Raw genomic sequence first — 18,847 nt, forward strand, 5'->3', positions numbered from 1 at the left:
AGCAGATTTTGGCACAGGGCAAGGAGCGAGGAGGCGAGCGGGGCTTTGCCCCCGCGACCGATGAGCGACGAAGCCCTGCGCCAAAAGACGCCCGCCCCGAAGGGGTTGCCCTGTGAAGCCCACCGGGCGCGTCGCGGCGTTTGCACGGGCAACGCAGCCCGTGCTGCACCCCGCTCCTCCCCGGTGAACTTCACAGGGCAATCACGACGCTTCAAGCTCGTTGGGATACGCTCACACGATTTCGCCGTGACACGTCCGCGTGTCAGGGGGTAGCGGAACGATCATGGGTTCGGGTTTGAAGTACAGTGCCGTTTTCGCCTTGGCGGTGCTGTGTTCGGGCGCGGCGCGGGCGCAACCGGCTACGCCCCCTGCCCCGCCGCCGGTTTCGACGCCGGGCGATCTCGATCCCGAAACGCCGCTTGCGCCGCTGCCGGGCCTTGGCGTCGACTGGCCCGACCTCAATACCCGCGATGCGCTCGAAGCCGCACCCGATACCGCCGTTGCGCGGCCCGACGAGACACCGCGCTACTCGGTGCAACTGCTCGGCGTCGACGACATCCCCAAGGCGCGCGAGCGGTTCGACAGCCTGTCGGTGCTGCGCCAGAACGACGGTAAACCGGCGAACGTCGCGCAGATCGACCGGCGCGCGCGCGACGACGCCGAACTGCTCGACGCGATCATGCGGTCGGAGGGCTATTACGACGCGACGATCACGACCGACATTGTGCCCGCGACCGACGGCGGGCGCGTCACCGTCAAACTGACCGTCACCCCCGGCGAGCAGTTCAAATTCACCGATGTCGAGGTGAAAGGCGTGGACGCCACCGGGCAGAAGCCCGCGCTCGAAACCGCATTCGGCGTCGCGCCCGCGAAACCCGTGGTGGCGGAGGACGTCATCGCGGGGCAAGCGGCATTGCTCGAAAAGCTCGGGCGGACGGGCTATCCCTTCGCCAAGGTCGGCGAACCCTCGGTGGTCGTCGATCACGAGACGCGCGGGGCGACGCTCGACCTCAATGTCGATCCCGGCGGCAAGCGCAATTTCGGCGCGATCCGCTACGACGGCGGCAAGCCGCCGTTCAACGCGAAGCACGCCGAAGTGATCGCGCGCTGGGATCCGGGCGACCTCTACGACAGCTATCTGGTCGACGATTTCCGCCGCGCGCTGGTCGCGACCGGTCTGGTCTCGCAAGTGCGGGTCACACCGGTCGAGGGGACGACACCGGGCACCGTCGATATGCAGACGACGCTCGACCCCGCCCCGTTCCGCACGATCGCGGGCGAAGCGGGCTACGGCACCGGCGAGGGCTTCCGCGTCGAGGCGAGCTGGCAGCACCGCAATCTGATCCAGCCCGAAGGTGCGGTGACCCTGCGCGGGATTGTCGGCACCCGCGAGCAATTGCTCGGCGCGACGCTCCGCATGGGCAATTTCAAACGCCGCGACCAGGTGCTCAACGCGCGGTTGCTCGCGAGCCATGAGGACAAGATTTCGTACGACGCCTATACCGTCGAACTCGCAGGCAATCTCGAACGCCAGACGACGATCATCTGGCAAAAGCCCTGGTCGTACAGTTTCGGCGGCGAAGTGCTGTATTCGAGCGAGCGCAATTTCGATCCGCTGCGGGGCGCGCTGATCCGGCGGAATTTCTACATCGGCGCGCTGCCGGTGACCTTGTCTTACGACGGTTCGGACGACCTGCTCGATCCCAAGCGCGGGGGCCGCCTTTCGGCGCGCATCTCGCCCGAAGTGTCGCTCGAATCGAAGACCTTCGGCTATGTGAAGGTGCAGCTCGACGGCAGCTATTACCAGCCGGTCGGCAAGCGCGTGGTGATCGCGGGCCGCGCGCGGCTGGGCGGCATCGCGGGCGCGTCGCAAAGCACGATCGCGCCGTCGCGGCTGTTCTATGCGGGCGGCGGCGGATCGGTGCGCGGTTTCGGTTACCAGCAGATCGGGCCGCTGAACGCGCTCAACCAGCCGACCGGCGGGCGCTCGCTCGCCGAATTCTCGCTCGAGGCGCGGGTACGTCTGCCGATGTTCGGTGGCAATTTCGGCGTGGTGCCGTTCATCGATGCGGGCAATGTCTATGAGAAGTCGCTGCCCAGCTTTTCGGACTTGCGCGTCGGGGTGGGCGTCGGCCTGCGCTATTATTCGAACTTCGGGCCGATCCGCATCGATGTCGGCACGCCGCTCTCGCGCCGGCCGAACGAGTCGCGCATCTCGATCCAGGTCTCGTTGGGGCAGGCGTTTTGAGGGCGTTGCTGCGCTGGGGCGGCGCGCTGCTTGTGCTGGCACTGATCGGCGTCGCCGTGATTGCCTGGATCGCCGACACCAGCATCGGCCACCGGCTCATCGCCGACCGGATCGAGGCGCTGCGGCCCGTCAACGGCCTGCGCGTGAAGGTCGGACGGATCGACGGGTCGATCTATGGCGCGACGCGCGTCCGCGACCTGCGGCTCTATGACACCAAGGGGCAGTTCCTGTCGGTGCCCGAAGCGGCGCTCGACTGGTCGCCGTTTGCGTGGCTGTCGAACCGACTCGACATCGACCGGCTGATTGCGCCCGCCGCGACGCTCGACCGCCTGCCCGCGCTCGTCCCGAGCAAGACCGTGCAGCCGATCCTCCCTTCGTTCGATATCCGCATCGGCGCGTTGAAGATCGAGCGGATGACCTTCGGCGAAGGGATCGTGAAGCCCGCCCGGATGGCCCGGATCGCGGGCAAGGCCGAAATCCAGGGCGGACGCGCGCTGATCGACCTGAACGGTGTCGCGCGCGGCGGCGACCGGCTGGTCCTCAAACTCGACAGCGCGCCCGACCGCAATGTGTTCGACATCGCCGCCACGGTGGACGCACCCAAGGGCGGGGTGATTACGGGCATGCTCGGCGCGACGCAGCCGCTGGCGCTGAGGATCGAGGGCGATGGCAGCTGGAAAGACTGGAAGGGTGCTCTTGTCGCCCGCGCTGGCAACGGCGAACTCGCGCGGCTTGCACTGACGGCTACATCGGGGCGCTACGGCCTGAACGGCGTGCTGCACCCCGATCTGGTGACGACCGGGCGGGTCGCGCGGCTCACCGGGGCCGAGCTGCGCGTGACCGGCAATGCAACGCTCGCCAACCGGCAACTCGACACGCATTTGGCGCTGGCCTCACCCGCGCTGGCGATGAGCGCGAACGGGGTCGTCGATCTCGCCCGAAGCAGCTTCGACGCAATGCGGGTCGAGGTAAAGTTGCGCCAGCCGCAGGCGGTGCTGCCCAATATGACCGGCCGCGACATCGCCGCGCTGGTGCTGCTCGACGGACCTTTCGGGACGGCGAATTTCGATTACCGCGTCACTGCCCCGCGCATCGCCTTCGATGCGACCGGGTTCGACGATGTCCGCGTCACCGGACGCGGCAAATTGTCGCCGCAGCCGGTGATCGTGCCGGTGTCGCTCTCCGCCCGGCGCGTCACCGGCGTCGGCGATATCGCGGGCGGCATCCTCAACAATCTGCGGGTCGACGGACTGTTGCGCGTCACCTCGAAGCTGGTCACCGGCGACGGGCTCAAGCTACGCTCGGACAAGCTCAACGGCACGATCTCGCTGCTGCTCGATCTTGCGACCGGACGCTACGACGTCGGGTTGTCGGGCCAGCTCAACCGCTACCTCATCCCCGGCCTCGGCATCGTCGATGTGAAGTCGGTGCTGAAGGTCGTGCCCGATGCGCGCGGAGGCGTGCGTGTCGTCGGACGCGGGCAGGTGTGGGTCCGCCGTCTCGACAACAGCTTCCTTGCCGGCCTGGCGGGCGGACTGCCCTATATCGATACCGCGCTCGAACGCGGTGCCGACGGGGTCATCCGCTTCACCGGCCTGAAACTGACCGCGCGCGATATCGCGATCACCGGCAGCGGCTACCGGCGGCTCGACGGGACGTTCTTCTTCGAGGGCAGCGGGCGACAGCGCCGCTATGGCCCCGTGCGCCTGCGCCTCGACGGTAATATCGCGCGGCCCAAGGTCGACCTGATCCTCGCCAACCCGCTGCCCTCCGCCGGCCTGCGCGACGTCCGCGCGTCGCTCGTGCCGACCGCGCAGGGCTTCGAATGGGTCGCGAGCGGCGGGTCGCGGCTGGGGCCGTTCAAGGGGAACGGCCAGATCCTGCTGCCGAACGGCGGGCAGGCGGTTATCCGCATCGCCTCGCTCACCGCCTCGGGCGTGAAGGCGACCGGCGACCTGCGCGCGGTCACCGGCGGTCTGGTCGGGCAAGTTGCCGTCTCGGGCGGCGGCCTCACCGGCACCGTCGCGCTCGGTATCGAACGCGGCATCCAGCGCGTCGAGGCGCATCTGAACGCGCGCGACGTCAAGCTGGTCGGACCGCCGCTGATCGTCATCCAGCGCGGGCGGCTCGATGCCGTCGCGCTGCTCGACCCGCGCGGCACCGACATCGACGCGACGTTCGTCGGCCAGGGGCTGCGCTACGGCGAATTCGCCTTTGCCCGCGCAGCAGCGAACGCCAAGCTGGTCGATGGCACGGGCCAGGTGAAGGCGAATTTCGCCGGATCGCGCGGGCGCGGCTTCGACATCCGCTCGGTAGTCGACGTGTCGCCCGACCGTTTCGTCGTCAATGCCGAAGGGACGGTCGACAAGCGCCCGATCAAGCTCAATTCGCCCGCCGTGATCACCCGCGAGGGCGATGCGTGGCGGCTCGCGCCGACCGCCGTCAGCTTTGCCGGGGGCAGTGCGACGGTCGGCGGCAAGTTCGGCGGTGCCGCGACCGAACTGGACGCGACGGTGGAGCGGCTGCCCCTGACCGTCCTCGACATCGTCCAGCCCGACCTCGGCCTTGGTGGATCGGCGAGCGGGCGCATCACCTTCCGCCAACCGACCGGCGGTGGCACGCCGACCGGCAGCGCAAACTTGCGCGTCCGCAACCTGACCCGCGCCGGGCTGTTGCTCGTCTCGACTCCGGTCGACGCGGGCGTGAACGCGGTCCTCGACGGCAATGGCCTTGCGGTGCGCGCGATTGCGGTGTCGGCGGGCAAGACCATCGGCCAGGCGCAGGCGCGCATCGCGCCGCTCGGCGGCGGGGCGTCGCTCTACGACCGGCTCGACAATGCGCCGCTGTTCGCGCAACTCCGCTACAACGGCCCTGCCGATACCTTGTGGCGGCTGACCGGGGTCGAAAGTTTCGACGTATCGGGGCCGCTTGCCATCGGCGCGGATGTGACCGGCAGCATCGCCCGCCCGGTCATCAAGGGATCGCTCCGCACCGAAAACCTGCGGCTCGAAAGCCCGGTGAGCGGGACAGTGTTGACCGGCCTGAAAGCGTTCGGACGCTTCGACCAGTCGCGCCTTGTTATCGACCAGTTCACCGCCAATGCCGGACGCGGCACGGTGGCGGGGAAAGCCAGCTTCGACCTCGCCGCCGCCAGCGGTTTCGGCATGGACATCAGCATCGACGCGAAACAGGCATCGCTGATCGCCCGCGACGATTTCGCCGCAACCGTTACCGGGCCGTTGCGTATCGTGTCGAATGGTCCCGACGGCCGGATCAGCGGCGATGTCGTCATCGACCGGGGGGCGTTCCGGCTGGGTCAGGCGACCGCCGCGCAACAGGTGCCGACACTCAAGGTCCGCGAGATCAACCGCCCGTTCGGCTCCCCGCGCATCCGCGCCGCGCCAACGCTCTGGGCGCTCGACGTCAAGGCGCGTGCCGACAGCCAGCTTGCGGTTACCGGCCTCGGCCTCGACAGCGAATGGAGTGCCGACCTGAACGTGACCGGGTCGCTCGACGCGCCGCGCATCGTTGGCCGCGCCGATGTGGTGCGCGGCGGGTACGAGTTCGCCGGCAAACGTTTCGAACTCACGCGCGGCGTTATCCGGTTCCAGGGCGCGTTCCCGCCCGACCCGGTGCTCGACATTGTCGCGAGCTCGAACATCCAGTCGCTCAACGCCACAGTCAGCGTGACCGGCACCGGCCAGAAACCGGTGATCGCCTTCACCAGCATCCCCGCACTGCCGCAGGATGAACTGCTGTCGCGGCTGTTGTTCGGCACCTCGATCACCAATTTGTCCGCCCCTGAAGCTTTGCAACTGGCCGCTGCGGTTGCGAGCCTGCGCGGCGGCGGCGGGCTCGACCCGATCAATGCGGTGCGAAAGGCCATCGGCCTCGACCGCTTGCGCTTCGTCGCGGCGGATGCGAGCGTCGGCAACAAGACCGCGCTAGCGGTCGGCAAATACATCACGCGGCGCACCTATGTGGAATTGATCACCGACGGCCAAGGCTATTCCGCGACGCGTGTCGAGTTCGCAATCACGCGCTGGCTGTCGCTGCTGTCGACGATTTCGACGGTCGGACGGCAAAGTGCGAGCGTGCGTGTGTCGAAGGATTATTGAGCGATGCCGATGACCCGTTCGCGCCGCATCCCGCTTCCCATTATCGCCTCGTTCGTGCTGCTCGGCCTGATGGTCATGGGCAGCCTGCTTCTCGCAGTACGGTTGACGGCAAACAACGACGACCTAGTTGCGGTGTCCGAATATCGCCGCGCAGTCACCGATGTGGTCAACGCAGCGCGCGATGCCGAAACCGGGCAACGCGGGTTTCTGCTCACCGGCGACGAAAAATACCTCGCCCCCTATGAAGCCAGTGTCAGCCAGATTGCGCCGGCGCTGGCCCGCGTGGCGTCGCGCGAGGGCGCGCGCGGCATGCGCGTTTCGGCGCAATTGAAAACGTTGCTCGATGGCAAGCTCGAAGAATTGCGGACAACGATCGAACTCGACAAGGCGGGTCGCGCCGATGCCGCCATTGCCATCGTGCAGAACGACGGCGGCCGGGTGATGATGGATCGCGTCCGCGCGATCGCGGAGAACGAACGCCGATGGGGCGTGGCGCGCACGAACGAACTGACCGATTCATCGCGGACGCTGCTCCGTCTGATGGTTGTCGGCCTCGTCGCGGGGGCAGCAGCGGTCATCCTGCTGTCGTTGCTCTGGCTGGCACAGGCGCGGCGGCAATATGCCGAGGTCGACCGCGCGCGCGGCGATGCCGAATTGTCGCTTTCGGCGCTGAAGACCGAGGTTGCCTCGCGCGAAAAGGCCGAATCACAGGTGCGTCAACTCCAGAAAATGGAATCATTGGGCGCGCTGACCGGCGGGATCGCGCATGATTTCAACAATATGCTCGCGGTTGTGCTGGGCGGGATCGAACTGGCCAAACGGCGGTTACGAAGCGACCCCGACAAGGCCGATCAGCTGCTCGACAATGCGCGCGAGGGCGCAACGCGCGCCGCGACCCTGACGGCGCGGCTGCTCGCCTTTGCCCGAAACCAGCCGCTCGCCCCGACCCCGCTCGACGTGAACAAGCTGGTCGGCGGGATGTGCGACATGCTCCACCGGACGTTGGGCGAAGCCGTGCAGGTCGAGTGCGTCTATGGCGCAGGGCTGTGGCGCTGCTACGCCGACCCTGGCGAAGTCGAAAATGCGATCCTCAACCTTGCGATCAACGCCCGCGACGCGATGCCTCAAGGGGGCAAGCTCACTGTTGAAAGCGCGAACGCCCATATCGACGATTCCTATGCACGGTCACGGCCCGAGGTCACGGCGGGGCAATATGTCCTGATCTGCGTTACCGATACCGGCAGCGGCATGTCGCCCGAAACCATCGAACGCGCCTTCGACCCGTTCTTCACCACCAAGCCGGTGGGCAAGGGGACCGGCCTCGGGCTCAGCCAGGTGTTCGGCTTTGCCAAGCAATCGGGCGGCCATGTCGCCGCCTATTCAGAAATCGGCGAGGGCACGACGGTCAAGCTGTACCTGCCGCGTTTCACCGGGGCTGATATCGTCGATCCGGTGGCGTCCGTGCCCGATGCTCTCCCCGGCGGCGTCAGCACCGAAGTCATCCTCGTCGTCGAGGACGAAGCGCGCGTCCGCCACTACGCCGTCGATGCCCTGCGCGAGCTGGGCTATACCGCGATCAGCGCCGCCTCCCCCGCCGAAGCGCTTCGCGCCCTCGACGAACAGCCCGAAATCACACTGTTGTTTACAGACATCGTAATGCCGGAGATGACCGGCCGGCAATTGGCCGATGCCGCAGCGATCAAGCGCCCCGACCTGAAAATCCTGTTCACCACCGGCTATACCCGCAACGCCGTCGTCCATAATGGCATGATCGACGTGGGCGTCGCGTTTCTGTCGAAGCCGTACGGGATGCGTGACCTGGCCCGGAAGATCCGCGATGTACTGGACGGCGGCGGGGTCAACCGGACGGTGTGAGTTTCCTCTCCGAGCGTTAGCGAGGAGCCCGGCCGAGCGCCAGCGAGGTCTCTTGCCGTAAGCAAAGTGTTCTCGCTAACGCTCGAAAGGGCACCTCGCTGGCGCTCGGCGAGGTGCTCATCTCAACCGGTTCGATCTCAGGCCGCGACCGGCGCGCCGATCACCGACTTCACTTCCATGAATTCGCGCAGACCGTAGACACCGTTTTCGCGCCCGTTGCCCGATTGCTTGTAACCGCCGAACGGTGCGCCCGCATCCGGTCCCCAGCTGTTGATTGTCACGATCCCGGCGCGCATTTTCGGGGCCAGTGCCGCCGCCTTGGCCGGGTCGCCCGAGATTGTCATCGACAGGCCGAACGGCGTATCGTTCGCCACGCGCACCGCTTCGTCCTCATCGGCATAGGTCATGATCGTGGCAACCGGCCCAAACACTTCCTCCTGCGCGATCCGCATATCGGGGGTGACGCCGCTGAACAATGTGGGGCGCACATAAAACCCGCGGTTCATGTCGGCAGGGCGGCCGGTGCCGCCGGTTTCGAGCTTGGCGCCTTCATCGATCGCCGACTGGATCAGCCCCTGGATCTTGTCGAACTGCGCCTTGTTGACGACCGGGCCGATGTGCGGCCCTTCGGTCATAGGATCGCCGACCGGCACCGCTTCGAGATAGGCCTTCACGAACCCGACCGCCTCGACCTCGCGGTCCTTGTGCACGAGGATGCGTGTCGGCGCGATGCAGCTTTGCCCGGAATTGGCGACGATGCCCTGCACCGTCGGCGGCAAATGCGTGGCAAAATCGGCGTCGGGCAGCACGACATTCGCCGCCTTTCCGCCCAATTCCGTATGCACACGCTTGACGGTATCGGCCGCCGCCTTCGCGATCAAAATCCCCGCGCGGGTGGAACCCGTAAAGCTGACCATATCGATGTCGGGATGCGACGAGATTGCGTTGCCGGTCAGCGGCCCATTGCCCTGCACCAGGTTGAACACGCCTGCGGGGACGCCCGCCGCATGCATCGCCTCGGCCAGGATCGCCGCGTTGCCGGGGCATTCTTCGGACGGTTTCAGCACCATCGTATTGCCCGCCGCGATGCACGGCGCGACCTTCAGCGCGATCTGGTTGAGCGGCCAGTTCCACGGCGTGATCATGCCGACGACCCCCATCGGCTCATGCACGACGCGGACGGTGCCGATGGTCTCTTCGAACACGAAATCCTTGAGCACCCGCGCGGTGACCCCGAAATGGCCGATCCCGGCGAACGCCTGTGCCGTCGAGGCAAAGCTGACCGGCGCCCCCATTTCCATCGCCATCGAGCGACCGAGGTCGGGCACGCGCTTTTTCAACTCCTCGACGATACGGGCCAACAGCGCCAACCGCTCCTCGACGCTGGTCTGGCTGAACGTTGCAAAGGCACGCCGCGCCGCCACGACCGCTGCGTCGACATCGGCCTCAGTCCCGATGCTGATCTCGGTGCAGGGCTCTTCGGTCGACGGCGAGATCACCTCGTGCCGCGCGCCGCCGATGCTGTCGACCCAGCGTCCATCGATATAGTGTTTCAGATAGCTGTCCATGACCCGACTCTCCATATGCGTTTCGTTTGGCGACTGTTTCGGCCAGCGTCCCGCCGGTTGCAATGGCAAAGCGCCGCAGCGGGGCGAAGGATCCGCCGGACTGCCTTTCGGATTGGACAGATGCCGCGGTCTGACGCACTCTCCGGCATCGGCAGCATCGGGAGAGATAGCGTGAATCGACCTTTGGCTCTGGCGGGCGCAGCCGCGCTGATTGCATCGACCCTCTCTGTTGCCGCCTCCGCCAAACCCTCGCCCGCCATTGCAGCGGCGGTCGCCGATCCGCTGCGGCCAGCCGCCGATACCGCGCGCGATGCCAACCGCAAGCCCGCCGCAGTCGTGGCGTTCGCCGGCATCAAACCCGGCGACAAGGTAGCCGACCTGTTGCCGGGTGGCGGCTATTTCACGCGCATTTTTGCCCGGACCGTCGGCCCCAAGGGCAAGGTCTATGCGGTCATGCCGCTCAGTGCGCTGCAGCGGCCGGGCGCAATGGACCGGATCAATGCCGCCGCCGCACCCTATCCCAATGTGACGGTGCTTACCGTCGAGATGGCGAAATTCGCCGCGCCCGAGCCGCTCGACGAGGTGTGGACGTCGGAGAATTATCACGACCTGCAGAACGGCCCGACCGCCGACCCTGCCGCCGTCAACAAGGCGATCTTTGCCGCCCTGAAGCCCGGCGGGGTCTATTATATCGAGGACCACTCGGCCCCCGGCACAGGCCTCGGCGCGACCTCGACCTTGCACCGCATCGACCCCGCGGTCGTGCGCAGCCAGGTCGAGGCTGCCGGTTTCCGCCTGGAGGCGCAATCGTCGCTGCTCGCCAATCCCGCCGACCCGCACACCGCCCGCTCGAACGATCCCTCGATCAGCGGAAAGACCGACAAACTCATCATGCGCTTTCGCAAACCGCGCTGACGGCACAACCTTGACCGGCGAAGCGTGCCGCGCCATGGCGCGGGCATGCGGGTGTAGCTCAATGGTAGAGCAGAAGCCTTCCAAGCTTACGACGAGGGTTCGATTCCCTTCACCCGCTCCAGCGCAGCGCAGGCCCGAAATAGGCTGCGCCTATTTCGACCATGCGCAAGCTCGGACGGCAGTGCACAGCACTGACCGACGGCATGGGCTTTGCCCATGCCCGAACCCTCGAGTTTTTTGTTGGGCTACGCGCTGCCGCGCTACGCTGTGGTTCGATTCCCTTCACCCGCTCCAGCGCAGCGCAGGCCCGAAATAGGCTGCGCCTATTTCGACCATGCGCAAGCTCGGACGGCAGTGCACAGCACTGACCGACGGCATGGGCTTTGCCCATGCCCGAACCCTCGAGTTTTTTGTTGGGCTACGCGCTGCCGCGCTACGCTGTGGTTCGATTCCCTTCACCCGCTCCAGCGCAGCGCAGGCCCGAAATAGGCTGCGCCTATTTCGGCCATGCGCAAGCTCGGACGGCAGTGCACAGCACTGACCGACGGCATGGGCTTTGCCCATGCCCGAACCCTCGAGTTTTTTGTTGGGCTACGCGCTGCCGCGCTACGCCGTGGTTCGATTCCCTTCACCCGCTCCACATCCTGAATGAGGGGCCGCGCTTTCGAGCGCCGGCCCCGTCACCCACTAACGCGCTAGTCCGCCGTCCAGCCGCCATCGACAACAATACTCGTGCCGGTGACCAGCGCCGAGGCTTCGGACGCGAGGAACAATGCCGCGCCCATCAAATCCTCGACACGCCCGATCCGACCCAGCTTGATCTTGGCGAGTACCGAGGCCTTGAAGGCGGGATCGTCGAAATAGGGCCTGGTCAGCGGGGTTTCGATAAAGGTGGGCGCGATCGTGTTGCTGCGGATGCCGCGCGCGGCAAGGTCGAGCGCAAAGGCCTTGCTCATCCCCTCCAGCGCCCATTTGGACGCGCAATAGAGACTCCGGTTCGGCCCGCCGACATGGCCCATCTGGCTGCCGATATGGATCAGGCTGCCGCCCTTGCCCTCGGCCAGCATTTTGCGGACGCAGCCCTGCGCCACGAAGAACGCGCTCTTGACGTTGAGGTCGAGCACCGCGTCGAAATCCGCCTCGCTGACTTCGGTCATCGGCTTGGGACGGTTAGTTCCGGCGTTGTTGACGAGGATGTCGAACGCCGGTCGCGCGTCAAAAAAAGTCGCGACCGCGCCGAGGTCCGACACATCTAGCGTCGCCCAGTCGCCACGCATCTCGACGGCGGCGGGCGCAATCTCGTTTTCGGTCCGGGCAACCAGCGTGACGTGCGCCCCCGCCTCCGCCAGCGCCGCCGCGAGCGCGAGGCCGATGCCGCGCCCTGCGCCTGTTACCAGCGCCCGTTTCCCGTCGAGGCGGAAGCTGGGGGTCTTCGGCAGGATCATGCCACCGCTTCGAGCGGTTCGGCGCGGCCTGCATAGGGGATGTTGCGCCCGCCATAGCGGCGCACGCGGAGATTGGCCTGTTCGCCGTGGCCCGCAAATCCTTCGAGCGCACACAGCCGCGAACAATACTCGCCGATCATCGCCGACGCTTCGTCGGTGGTGATGCGCTGGTAGGTGTGGGTTTTCAGGAACTTGCCGACCCACAGCCCGCCGGTGTAACGCCCCGCCTTCCGCGTCGGCAGCGTATGGTTCGTCCCGATCACCTTGTCGCCATAGGCGACATTGGTGCGCGGCCCCAGGAACAGCGCGCCGTAATTGACGAGACGGTTCAGGAACCAGTCGGGGTCGCGCGTCATCACCTGGACGTGCTCGTTGGCGATATGGTCGCTGACCTGTGCCATTTCCTCGTCGTCGGCGCACAGGATGACCTCGCCCCAATTCTCCCACGCGACCCGCGCGATGCCCGCTGTCGGCAGGATTTCGAGCAAGCGCGTCACCTCGCGCATCGTCTCCTCGGCGAGCTTGCGCGAGGTCGTGATGAGGATCGCGGGCGAGTCCGGCCCGTGCTCGGCCTGGCCCAGCAGATCGGTCGCGCAGATTTCGCCGTCCACCGTCTCGTCGGCGATCACCATCGTCTCGGTCGGCCCGGCGAACAGGTCGATCCCGACGCGCCCGAACAGCTGGCGCTTGGCCTCCGCGACAAAGGCGTTGCCGGGGCCGACGAGCATGTCGACGGGGCGGATGCTGTCGGTGCCCAGCGCCATAGCGCCGACTGCCTGAATCCCGCCGAGGCAATAGATTTCGTCCGCGCCCGCCATGGCTTGCGCCGCCACAATGGCGGGGGCGAGCTTGCCCTCGAACGGCGGCGCGCAGGTGATGACGCGCGGCACGCCCGCGACCTTCGCCGTCACCACGCTCATATGCGCCGAAGCAAGCAGCGGATATTTGCCGCCGGGGACATAGCAGCCCGCATTCTGCACCGGGATTGTTTTGTGCCCGAGCACCACGCCGGGAAGTGTCTCGACTTCGGTGTCGAGGATCGTCGCGCGCTGGATCTGCGCGAAGTTCTTCACCTGTGCTTGCGCGAACTCAATGTCGATAATGTCCTGAGGGTTGAGACTATCGACGCACCGGTCGATCTCCGCCTGTGTCAGGCGATAGCTATCACGGTCCATTCCGTCGAACTTGATCGAAAGCGCGCGCACCGCCGCATCGCCCCGCGCCTCGATATCGGCGAGCGTCGCTTCCACAGTCTCGCGAACCTTCCGGTCGATCGCCGCCTTCTGGTCGGCCATCGCGCCGCGCTTCAGCCATTCCGCCATGTCTAACTCCTGTCGTTCGTGGCAGCGAACATGTCGATGCCGAGGTTGGCCGATGGCGCCCGAAGCGCGTGCCGAGCCTAATGCGTACCGACGTCTTCCGGCTTGTGCTCGGGCAAGGGCACGCCGCCATGAAGATAGGCCGGCGCTTCGATCAGGACGAAGGCGATCCGGCAGACCGTGTCGCCGGGATTGCGCCACAGGTGGTTGGTCCCGCGCTGGACGATGATTCCGCCCTTCCCCACCCGCGTTGTGACGCCGTCGTCGAGTTCGAGCTCGATTTCGCCCTCGACGACGATTCCGAAATCGAGGCTGTTGGTTCGGTGCATCGGCGATTGCTGGCCGGGCAGCATGTCGACGACGCGTGCGGCGCTGCCGCCCATCAGCGTCAGACCGACTTCGCGATGGCGTCCGTCGGTTTCGTCATTGTTGTCGGCGGGGACGGCAGGCGTCGTCCAGATCTGGAGGAAGGCCGCGTCGCCGCTCGGGATCATCCTGGTCGGCGACCGGTCTTCCGATTTGACGATCGCGCGCCCGTTCGCATCGTGCCCGGTGACAACGCGCTGGACGAGCGGCAGGCCTGAATCGCTGAGTTCGCTCACGCCTTGACCACCTTTTGCTCGAGAATGCCAAAAGGCGAGCGCCCGTCGGGCAGTCGTCCCTCCATGCGGACGGTGTCGCCGAAGCGCATGAACTCGGTCTTCGCCGCGCCTTCGTCGACAATCTCGATCCCGCGCCGTTCGGCGATGCACGAAGATCCGACCTCGCGGAAATTCTCGTTCGAGACGGTCCCCGATCCGATCACCGTGCCCGCAACGAGACTGCGCGTCCGTGCGGCGTGCGCGACGAGTTCGTGAAAGCCGTACCCCATTGCCCCGCCGTTCGCCGCGCCGAAACGCCGCCCGTTCCAGTCGACGAGCAGGTCGGCGTGGACACGGCCCTGCGCCCAGGCGGCGCCCAGTTCGTCGGGTGTCACCGCAAAGGGTGCCATGCCGCACGGCGGCTTGGCCTGCACCCAGCCGAAACCGGTCTTCATCTCCGGCCCCGCGAGCGTCCGCAGCGACCAGTCGTTGATCTGCACGACCAGGCGGATGTGTCGCATTGCATCCTGCGCGGCCGTCCCCATGGGCACCGCATCGATGATCACGCCGAACTCGCCTTCGAAATCGATGCCGAGCCCCTCATCGGCCATCGGCACGTCGGCACGCGGCGCATAAAAAGTGTCCGACACGCCCTGATACATCAGCGGCCAGTCGACCGGCGGCTTGTCGATGCCGAGCACCTTGTCCATCAGCGCGCCGTGGCTCTTGAACACCGAGCCGTCGAGCCATTGCCACGCGCGCGGCAAGGGTGCTGCGAGCTTCGTCCCGTCGAGCGCGATCGGAAAGTCGGTCACTGCCGCGAGCGCCGCCGACACTGCATCCCAGTCTTCGAGCGCCGACTGCAGCGTTGCCACCGGCGCTTCGGCGCAAGACATCCCATCGGGCGCGATGACGACCAGCCGTCCGTCGCGCGTACCATCGTTGAGTGTCGCAAGCCGCATCATGTGTTCCTGTTCAGATCGCGTGTTCGTCGTCGTGGGTCAGTTCGGCGAGCGGCCCGGCGATCGGCTGCTTGCCCGGCTTGTCGCGGCGATAGGGGTCGAAGCTCTTCATTTCCGGATCGAACGTCATGTCCCACGGGATGTCGTCGCCACGGAAGATCGGTGGCGTCGCGTTCGCCCAGAGCAGCGAGCCGAATTTGAAATCCCAGGCGCGCGGCACCCAGTCGTCGTTCAGGTAATCGGTATCGGCGTGATACTCGGCCTCGCCCGCATGGCCCGGTATCTCGCAATAATAATAGATCGCCGACGAGATGCGGTGGCGCGAGATGCCGCCGCTGGTGTTCATCGTCGTGTTCTTCCAGCCCTTGAACTCCATCAAATTCGCACCGAGCATCACCTCATCGATGTCGTCGCAGCCGAAGGCGATGTGCATGAATTTGAAATGATCGGGCGCGACGGGCAGGTCGCAATTCACCCAGAAGATCGAATGGTGCTCGCTGGTCCCGTCGGCGCGCGCAAAGATGCCGGTGCCCTTGCTGTGGTCGGTGTAGCGGAAGCCGAGGCGATGGATGTAGAATTCCGCGCTCGCGACATAGTCGGGCGAGAAGAAGACGATGTGGTTGATCGTCTTCGGCATCGCGCGTTTGCGCCAGATGCGGTGCTGGTTGAGCCGCTGGATATTGCCCGGCGCGTTGACCGGGCTGGTGTCGGAAACGACCGTGCGCTTCGCCCAGACGCGGAGCGCAATCGGCTGGCCGTCGTCGGCGACGCAATGCGCGGTCCCGTCGGCGTCGCGGCGCACCTCGCGGTCGGTGGCGAGGTTTGCCGCGAGGCGTTCCAGCGTCTCGGTGCTGTCGACGCCCCAGACGGTTTCCTTGACGCCATCACCCTCGAACGGATCGGGCGACGGGAGGCGCGGGTCGCCGTGGCGGTAGAGCACGACGCGCGAGCCCGAGGCGACTTCGAGCACGGCCTCATCGACGCCGATGCGAACCGGTGTCAGGCCGAAGTCGGTCCAGAAGCGCGCATGCTCGGCAATATCGCCGACACCGAAGACCGCGCTTTCGATTCCCAAGACACCCATTGCACCACTCGCTCATCTGCCTGCGCCCCGCTTGCCGCATCGGGGCACGTGCGCGAAGCCGATTTTATCGAAGCCTATCTATCGGCGGAACAAGAGCGTCAGCAGGAACAGGATCGTCCGCGCGTCGAGCAATTTCAGCGCGGCCCGAGCTTCGGCGGGCTTGAGCTTGGCGACCATCGGCATCGCGCCGAAAATCTTGCCCCGGATGACTAGGTCGTTGCCGTCGCGCTCGATGGCACGGACCTGCATCAGTTCTTGGCTGTTTGCGTCGTAGATTTTCATGGCCGGATCACCTTGTCGAAATCGATGCCCAGATCGTCCATCACCTTGATCGCAGTGGGCCGCCCGACGCCGAAGATCGCGCCGCCGGGATGCATAAAGGGTCCGCACAGGTAGAGCCGCTCCACGCCGGGCACTGCATATCGGGAAAGCTCGGGCGTCGGGCGGAAACCCATGGTCTGGAAGAATTGGAGCCCCGCGCCGTGCACCTCGCCATTCACGAAACTGTTAGGCGACCAGCGTTCCATGTCGAGCGGACTGTCCACTTCGCGGGCGATCACACTTTCGTTCAGGCCGGGGAAGAAGTGCGAGAGACTGTCGATCAGCCGGTCCGCGACATCCTCCTTGATCTCGTCCCAGCGCCCCGGACCCTGACGGCCTAGATTATAGGGCTGGTAGCTGGTGAGATAGAGCTGCGACTTGCCCTCCGGTTGCAGCCCCGGAAAATCGATGATCCCGCCGCCGTGCAGCGGGTTCTCGATCCCCGGCTGTCCCCGGCGCAGTGGCTCGAAGCTGTCGAGAAAGCCCTGCAAGCTCGTCGCGTTGATGCAATTGGCAGCACTCTCGGCGAGTTCGGTCGGTATCTTCGACGACAGCGCCGCCGCCGACCGGTCGAGGGCCGCATCGACCTTGAACAAGGTATAGGGCGCGGTCTTCATGCGGGCAGCGCGCGCCAGCAGATCCGCATCGAGGCCCGAGACGAACTTGTCGAGCCGTGCCGGATGGATGCCCGCAACGACCGCGTCCCTGGCGCGGAACTCCTCGCCTTCGTCGGTGCGAAGGCCCACCGCGCGGCCGCTTTCGACGATCACCGAATCGACCTTGTGGTTGCAGCGGATTTCGCCGCCATGGTCGGTGATGCAATCGGCGAGCGCCTTGCTCAGCGAACCGCTGCCCTTGGTCGGGAAACCGACGGGATAGAAATGCACCAGCAGGATCATGAAGATCATGCCGAAGCCCGTCCCCATATCGTCGGGGAACTGCAGTATCCCTTCAGAGACCCACTTCAGCAGGTGGATTTTCAGGATTTCGGTCTCGAACAGCTCGTCGACGATCTGCAGGGGGCTGCGCATCATCAGGTCGAGCATCCGCCGCCCGTCCTCGTTCGATTCCATCATCGCGACGAACGGCCCCATCGGAATGGGCACGTTGAACATGCCCTGCAGCAGCATCGGCATCATGCGCCCGCCCCAGACGACCAGCTCGCGATAGGCGTCGGCGTCCTTTTGCGAATATTTGGCGATTTCCTGACAGGTCTTGTCGAGATCGACATAGGTCAGGAAGTGGCGAAAATCCTTGAGCAACAGCCCCATCGGCGCTTCGGGATAGAAATATTCGAGGCCGTATTTCGACTTCAGCCCGAGCTCGTCGTTGACTAGCAGCGGATTCGCCTGGATCATCCCGTGCATCGCCGAATGCTTGTTATGGAAAAAGCCCGGCGCGGTGCGCTCCAGCGTCACGGCGCCGCCGCCGATGAAGGGCTTCATCTCGAGCACAAGCACCTTCTTTCCCGCCTTGGCGAGATAGGCGGCAGCGCCGAGCTGATTATGCCCCGCGCCCATGACGACGATGTCGTAATTGCTCATGCCTGTTCTCCGAAAAAGGCGCGGAAGCCGGCGAGGCCGGGGACGTGGCTGGTGCCGCCGCCATCGCATTCGATCGTATGGCCGGTGATATTGCGCGCTGCATCGGACGCGAGGAAGGCAATGGCCTCGGCGATATCCTCGGGCTCGCCCAGTCGGTCGCGCAGCGTTTCGCCTTCGACCACGGCGCGCAGTTCCGCAGGAAAAGCTTCCTTCAACGCAGGCGTCATCGTCATCCCCGGCGCGACGGCGTTGCAGCGCACGCCGATTTTGCCATGGCTTGCGGCGATGGCGCGGGTCATCTGGATGATCGCGGCTTTCGATGAGCTATAGGCGGCCTGGATGATATGGCCCTGCAGCGCGAGGCTGCTGACGGTGTTGACGATGTTGCCGCGCGTCGCCCGCAAATGCGGGAGCGCCGCACGGCTCGCGATCATCGTTCCGCGCACGTTGATACGGTAGGTGCGGTCCCAGAGGTCGGTAGCCATGTCCTCGACATTGCCATCGGCCTTCGCGATGTCGGGGCCGAGCAGCGCGGCATTGTTCACCAATATGTCGATCCGGCCATAGTGCGCGGCGACATCGGCGATCATCGCGGAGATCGAGGATTCCTGCTCAAGATCGAGGGCCACTGCGCGGGCACCTGCAAGCTCGCCCGCCAGTGCCTGCGCGGCCGTAAAGGCGATGTCGGCAATCGCGACCTTGGCGCCGCGCGCGGTCAGCAGCCGCGCGGTCGCGGCACCGATCCCGCCCGCGCCACCGGTGACGATGGCAATTTTGCCGTCGAAGCGTGTCGTATCGTGCATTGGCAGCTCTCCCGCCACGCTGCATAACCCGGCCAACGCAGGCGGGAAGACGGCACTTTTTTGT

The 18,847-nt window shown here is 65.9% G+C and carries 13 protein-coding genes and 1 tRNA gene; 5 read left to right on the forward strand and 9 right to left on the reverse strand.

All coding sequences use genetic code 11. The features are described from left to right. Nucleotides 1–283 precede the first annotated feature (283 nt). From M0209_RS09460 to M0209_RS09470, 3 genes are read left to right on the forward strand one after another with little or no spacing between them, the layout of a single operon-like run. Nucleotides 284–2,248 (forward strand): autotransporter assembly complex family protein, encoded by a 1,965-nt coding sequence (locus tag M0209_RS09460; RefSeq protein WP_258888028.1) that lies wholly within the window; start codon nucleotides 284–286, stop codon nucleotides 2,246–2,248. Next, nucleotides 2,245–6,366, forward strand: a complete 4,122-nt coding sequence (locus M0209_RS09465; protein WP_258888029.1) for a translocation/assembly module TamB domain-containing protein — start codon at nucleotides 2,245–2,247, stop codon at nucleotides 6,364–6,366. Before M0209_RS09460 ends, M0209_RS09465 begins: the two co-directional genes overlap by 4 nt. 9 nt (nucleotides 6,367–6,375) lie before the next feature. After that, complete coding sequence (locus M0209_RS09470; RefSeq protein WP_258888030.1) at nucleotides 6,376–8,241, forward strand: CHASE3 domain-containing protein; 1,866 nt, start codon at nucleotides 6,376–6,378, stop codon at nucleotides 8,239–8,241. 137 nt (nucleotides 8,242–8,378) lie between these two features. Here the strand turns inward: M0209_RS09470 and M0209_RS09475 are convergent, their stop codons facing one another. Beyond that, complete coding sequence (locus M0209_RS09475; protein WP_258889611.1) at nucleotides 8,379–9,809, reverse strand: aldehyde dehydrogenase family protein; 1,431 nt, start codon at nucleotides 9,807–9,809, stop codon at nucleotides 8,379–8,381. Between the two features lie 171 nt (nucleotides 9,810–9,980). Between M0209_RS09475 and M0209_RS09480 the strand changes: the two genes are divergently transcribed. Together M0209_RS09480 and M0209_RS09485 are read left to right on the forward strand one after the other, a co-directional pair. Continuing rightward, complete coding sequence (locus M0209_RS09480) at nucleotides 9,981–10,724, forward strand: class I SAM-dependent methyltransferase (protein ID WP_258888031.1); 744 nt, start codon at nucleotides 9,981–9,983, stop codon at nucleotides 10,722–10,724. Nucleotides 10,725–10,771: 47 nt separating this feature from the next. After that, nucleotides 10,772–10,845: transfer RNA gene (locus M0209_RS09485), tRNA-Gly, on the forward strand. 574 nt (nucleotides 10,846–11,419) lie between these two features. Here the strand turns inward: M0209_RS09485 and M0209_RS09490 are convergent. From M0209_RS09490 to M0209_RS09525, 8 genes are all read right to left on the reverse strand, one after another. Beyond that, nucleotides 11,420–12,169: an SDR family NAD(P)-dependent oxidoreductase gene (locus M0209_RS09490; protein WP_258888032.1), complete on the reverse strand. Its 750-nt coding sequence runs from the start codon at nucleotides 12,167–12,169 to the stop codon at nucleotides 11,420–11,422. Further along, nucleotides 12,166–13,491, reverse strand: a complete 1,326-nt coding sequence (hisD, locus tag M0209_RS09495) for a histidinol dehydrogenase (protein ID WP_258888033.1) — start codon at nucleotides 13,489–13,491, stop codon at nucleotides 12,166–12,168. The genes M0209_RS09490 and hisD overlap by 4 nt, the downstream gene beginning before the upstream one ends. Before the next feature lie 77 nt (nucleotides 13,492–13,568). Further along, nucleotides 13,569–14,090: a cupin domain-containing protein gene (locus M0209_RS09500; protein WP_258888034.1), complete on the reverse strand. Its 522-nt coding sequence runs from the start codon at nucleotides 14,088–14,090 to the stop codon at nucleotides 13,569–13,571. Next, the gene (locus M0209_RS09505) at nucleotides 14,087–15,031 is read right to left on the reverse strand and encodes a fumarylacetoacetate hydrolase family protein (protein ID WP_258888035.1); all 945 of its coding nucleotides are present in this window, start codon (nucleotides 15,029–15,031) and stop codon (nucleotides 14,087–14,089) included. The genes M0209_RS09500 and M0209_RS09505 overlap by 4 nt, the downstream gene beginning before the upstream one ends. Nucleotides 15,032–15,044: 13 nt before the next feature. Next, nucleotides 15,045–16,115 carry a VOC family protein gene (locus M0209_RS09510; protein ID WP_258888036.1) on the reverse strand — a complete coding sequence of 357 codons (1,071 nt, stop codon included), beginning with the start codon at nucleotides 16,113–16,115 and terminating at the stop codon, nucleotides 15,045–15,047. 78 nt (nucleotides 16,116–16,193) lie between these two features. Further along, on the reverse strand, nucleotides 16,194–16,397 hold the full coding sequence (locus M0209_RS09515; RefSeq protein WP_258888037.1) for a hypothetical protein: 204 nt from the start codon (nucleotides 16,395–16,397) through the stop codon (nucleotides 16,194–16,196). Continuing rightward, on the reverse strand, nucleotides 16,394–17,980 hold the full coding sequence (locus tag M0209_RS09520; RefSeq protein WP_258888038.1) for an NAD(P)/FAD-dependent oxidoreductase: 1,587 nt from the start codon (nucleotides 17,978–17,980) through the stop codon (nucleotides 16,394–16,396). Before M0209_RS09520 ends, M0209_RS09515 begins: the two co-directional genes overlap by 4 nt. Next, nucleotides 17,977–18,783 carry an SDR family NAD(P)-dependent oxidoreductase gene (locus M0209_RS09525; protein ID WP_258888039.1) on the reverse strand — a complete coding sequence of 269 codons (807 nt, stop codon included), beginning with the start codon at nucleotides 18,781–18,783 and terminating at the stop codon, nucleotides 17,977–17,979. The genes M0209_RS09520 and M0209_RS09525 overlap by 4 nt, the downstream gene beginning before the upstream one ends. Between the last annotated feature and the right edge of the window lie 64 nt (nucleotides 18,784–18,847).

It is taken from the genome of Sphingomonas sp. SUN039, assembly GCF_024758725.1.
Taxonomy (GTDB): Bacteria; Pseudomonadota; Alphaproteobacteria; order Sphingomonadales; family Sphingomonadaceae; genus Sphingomonas_O.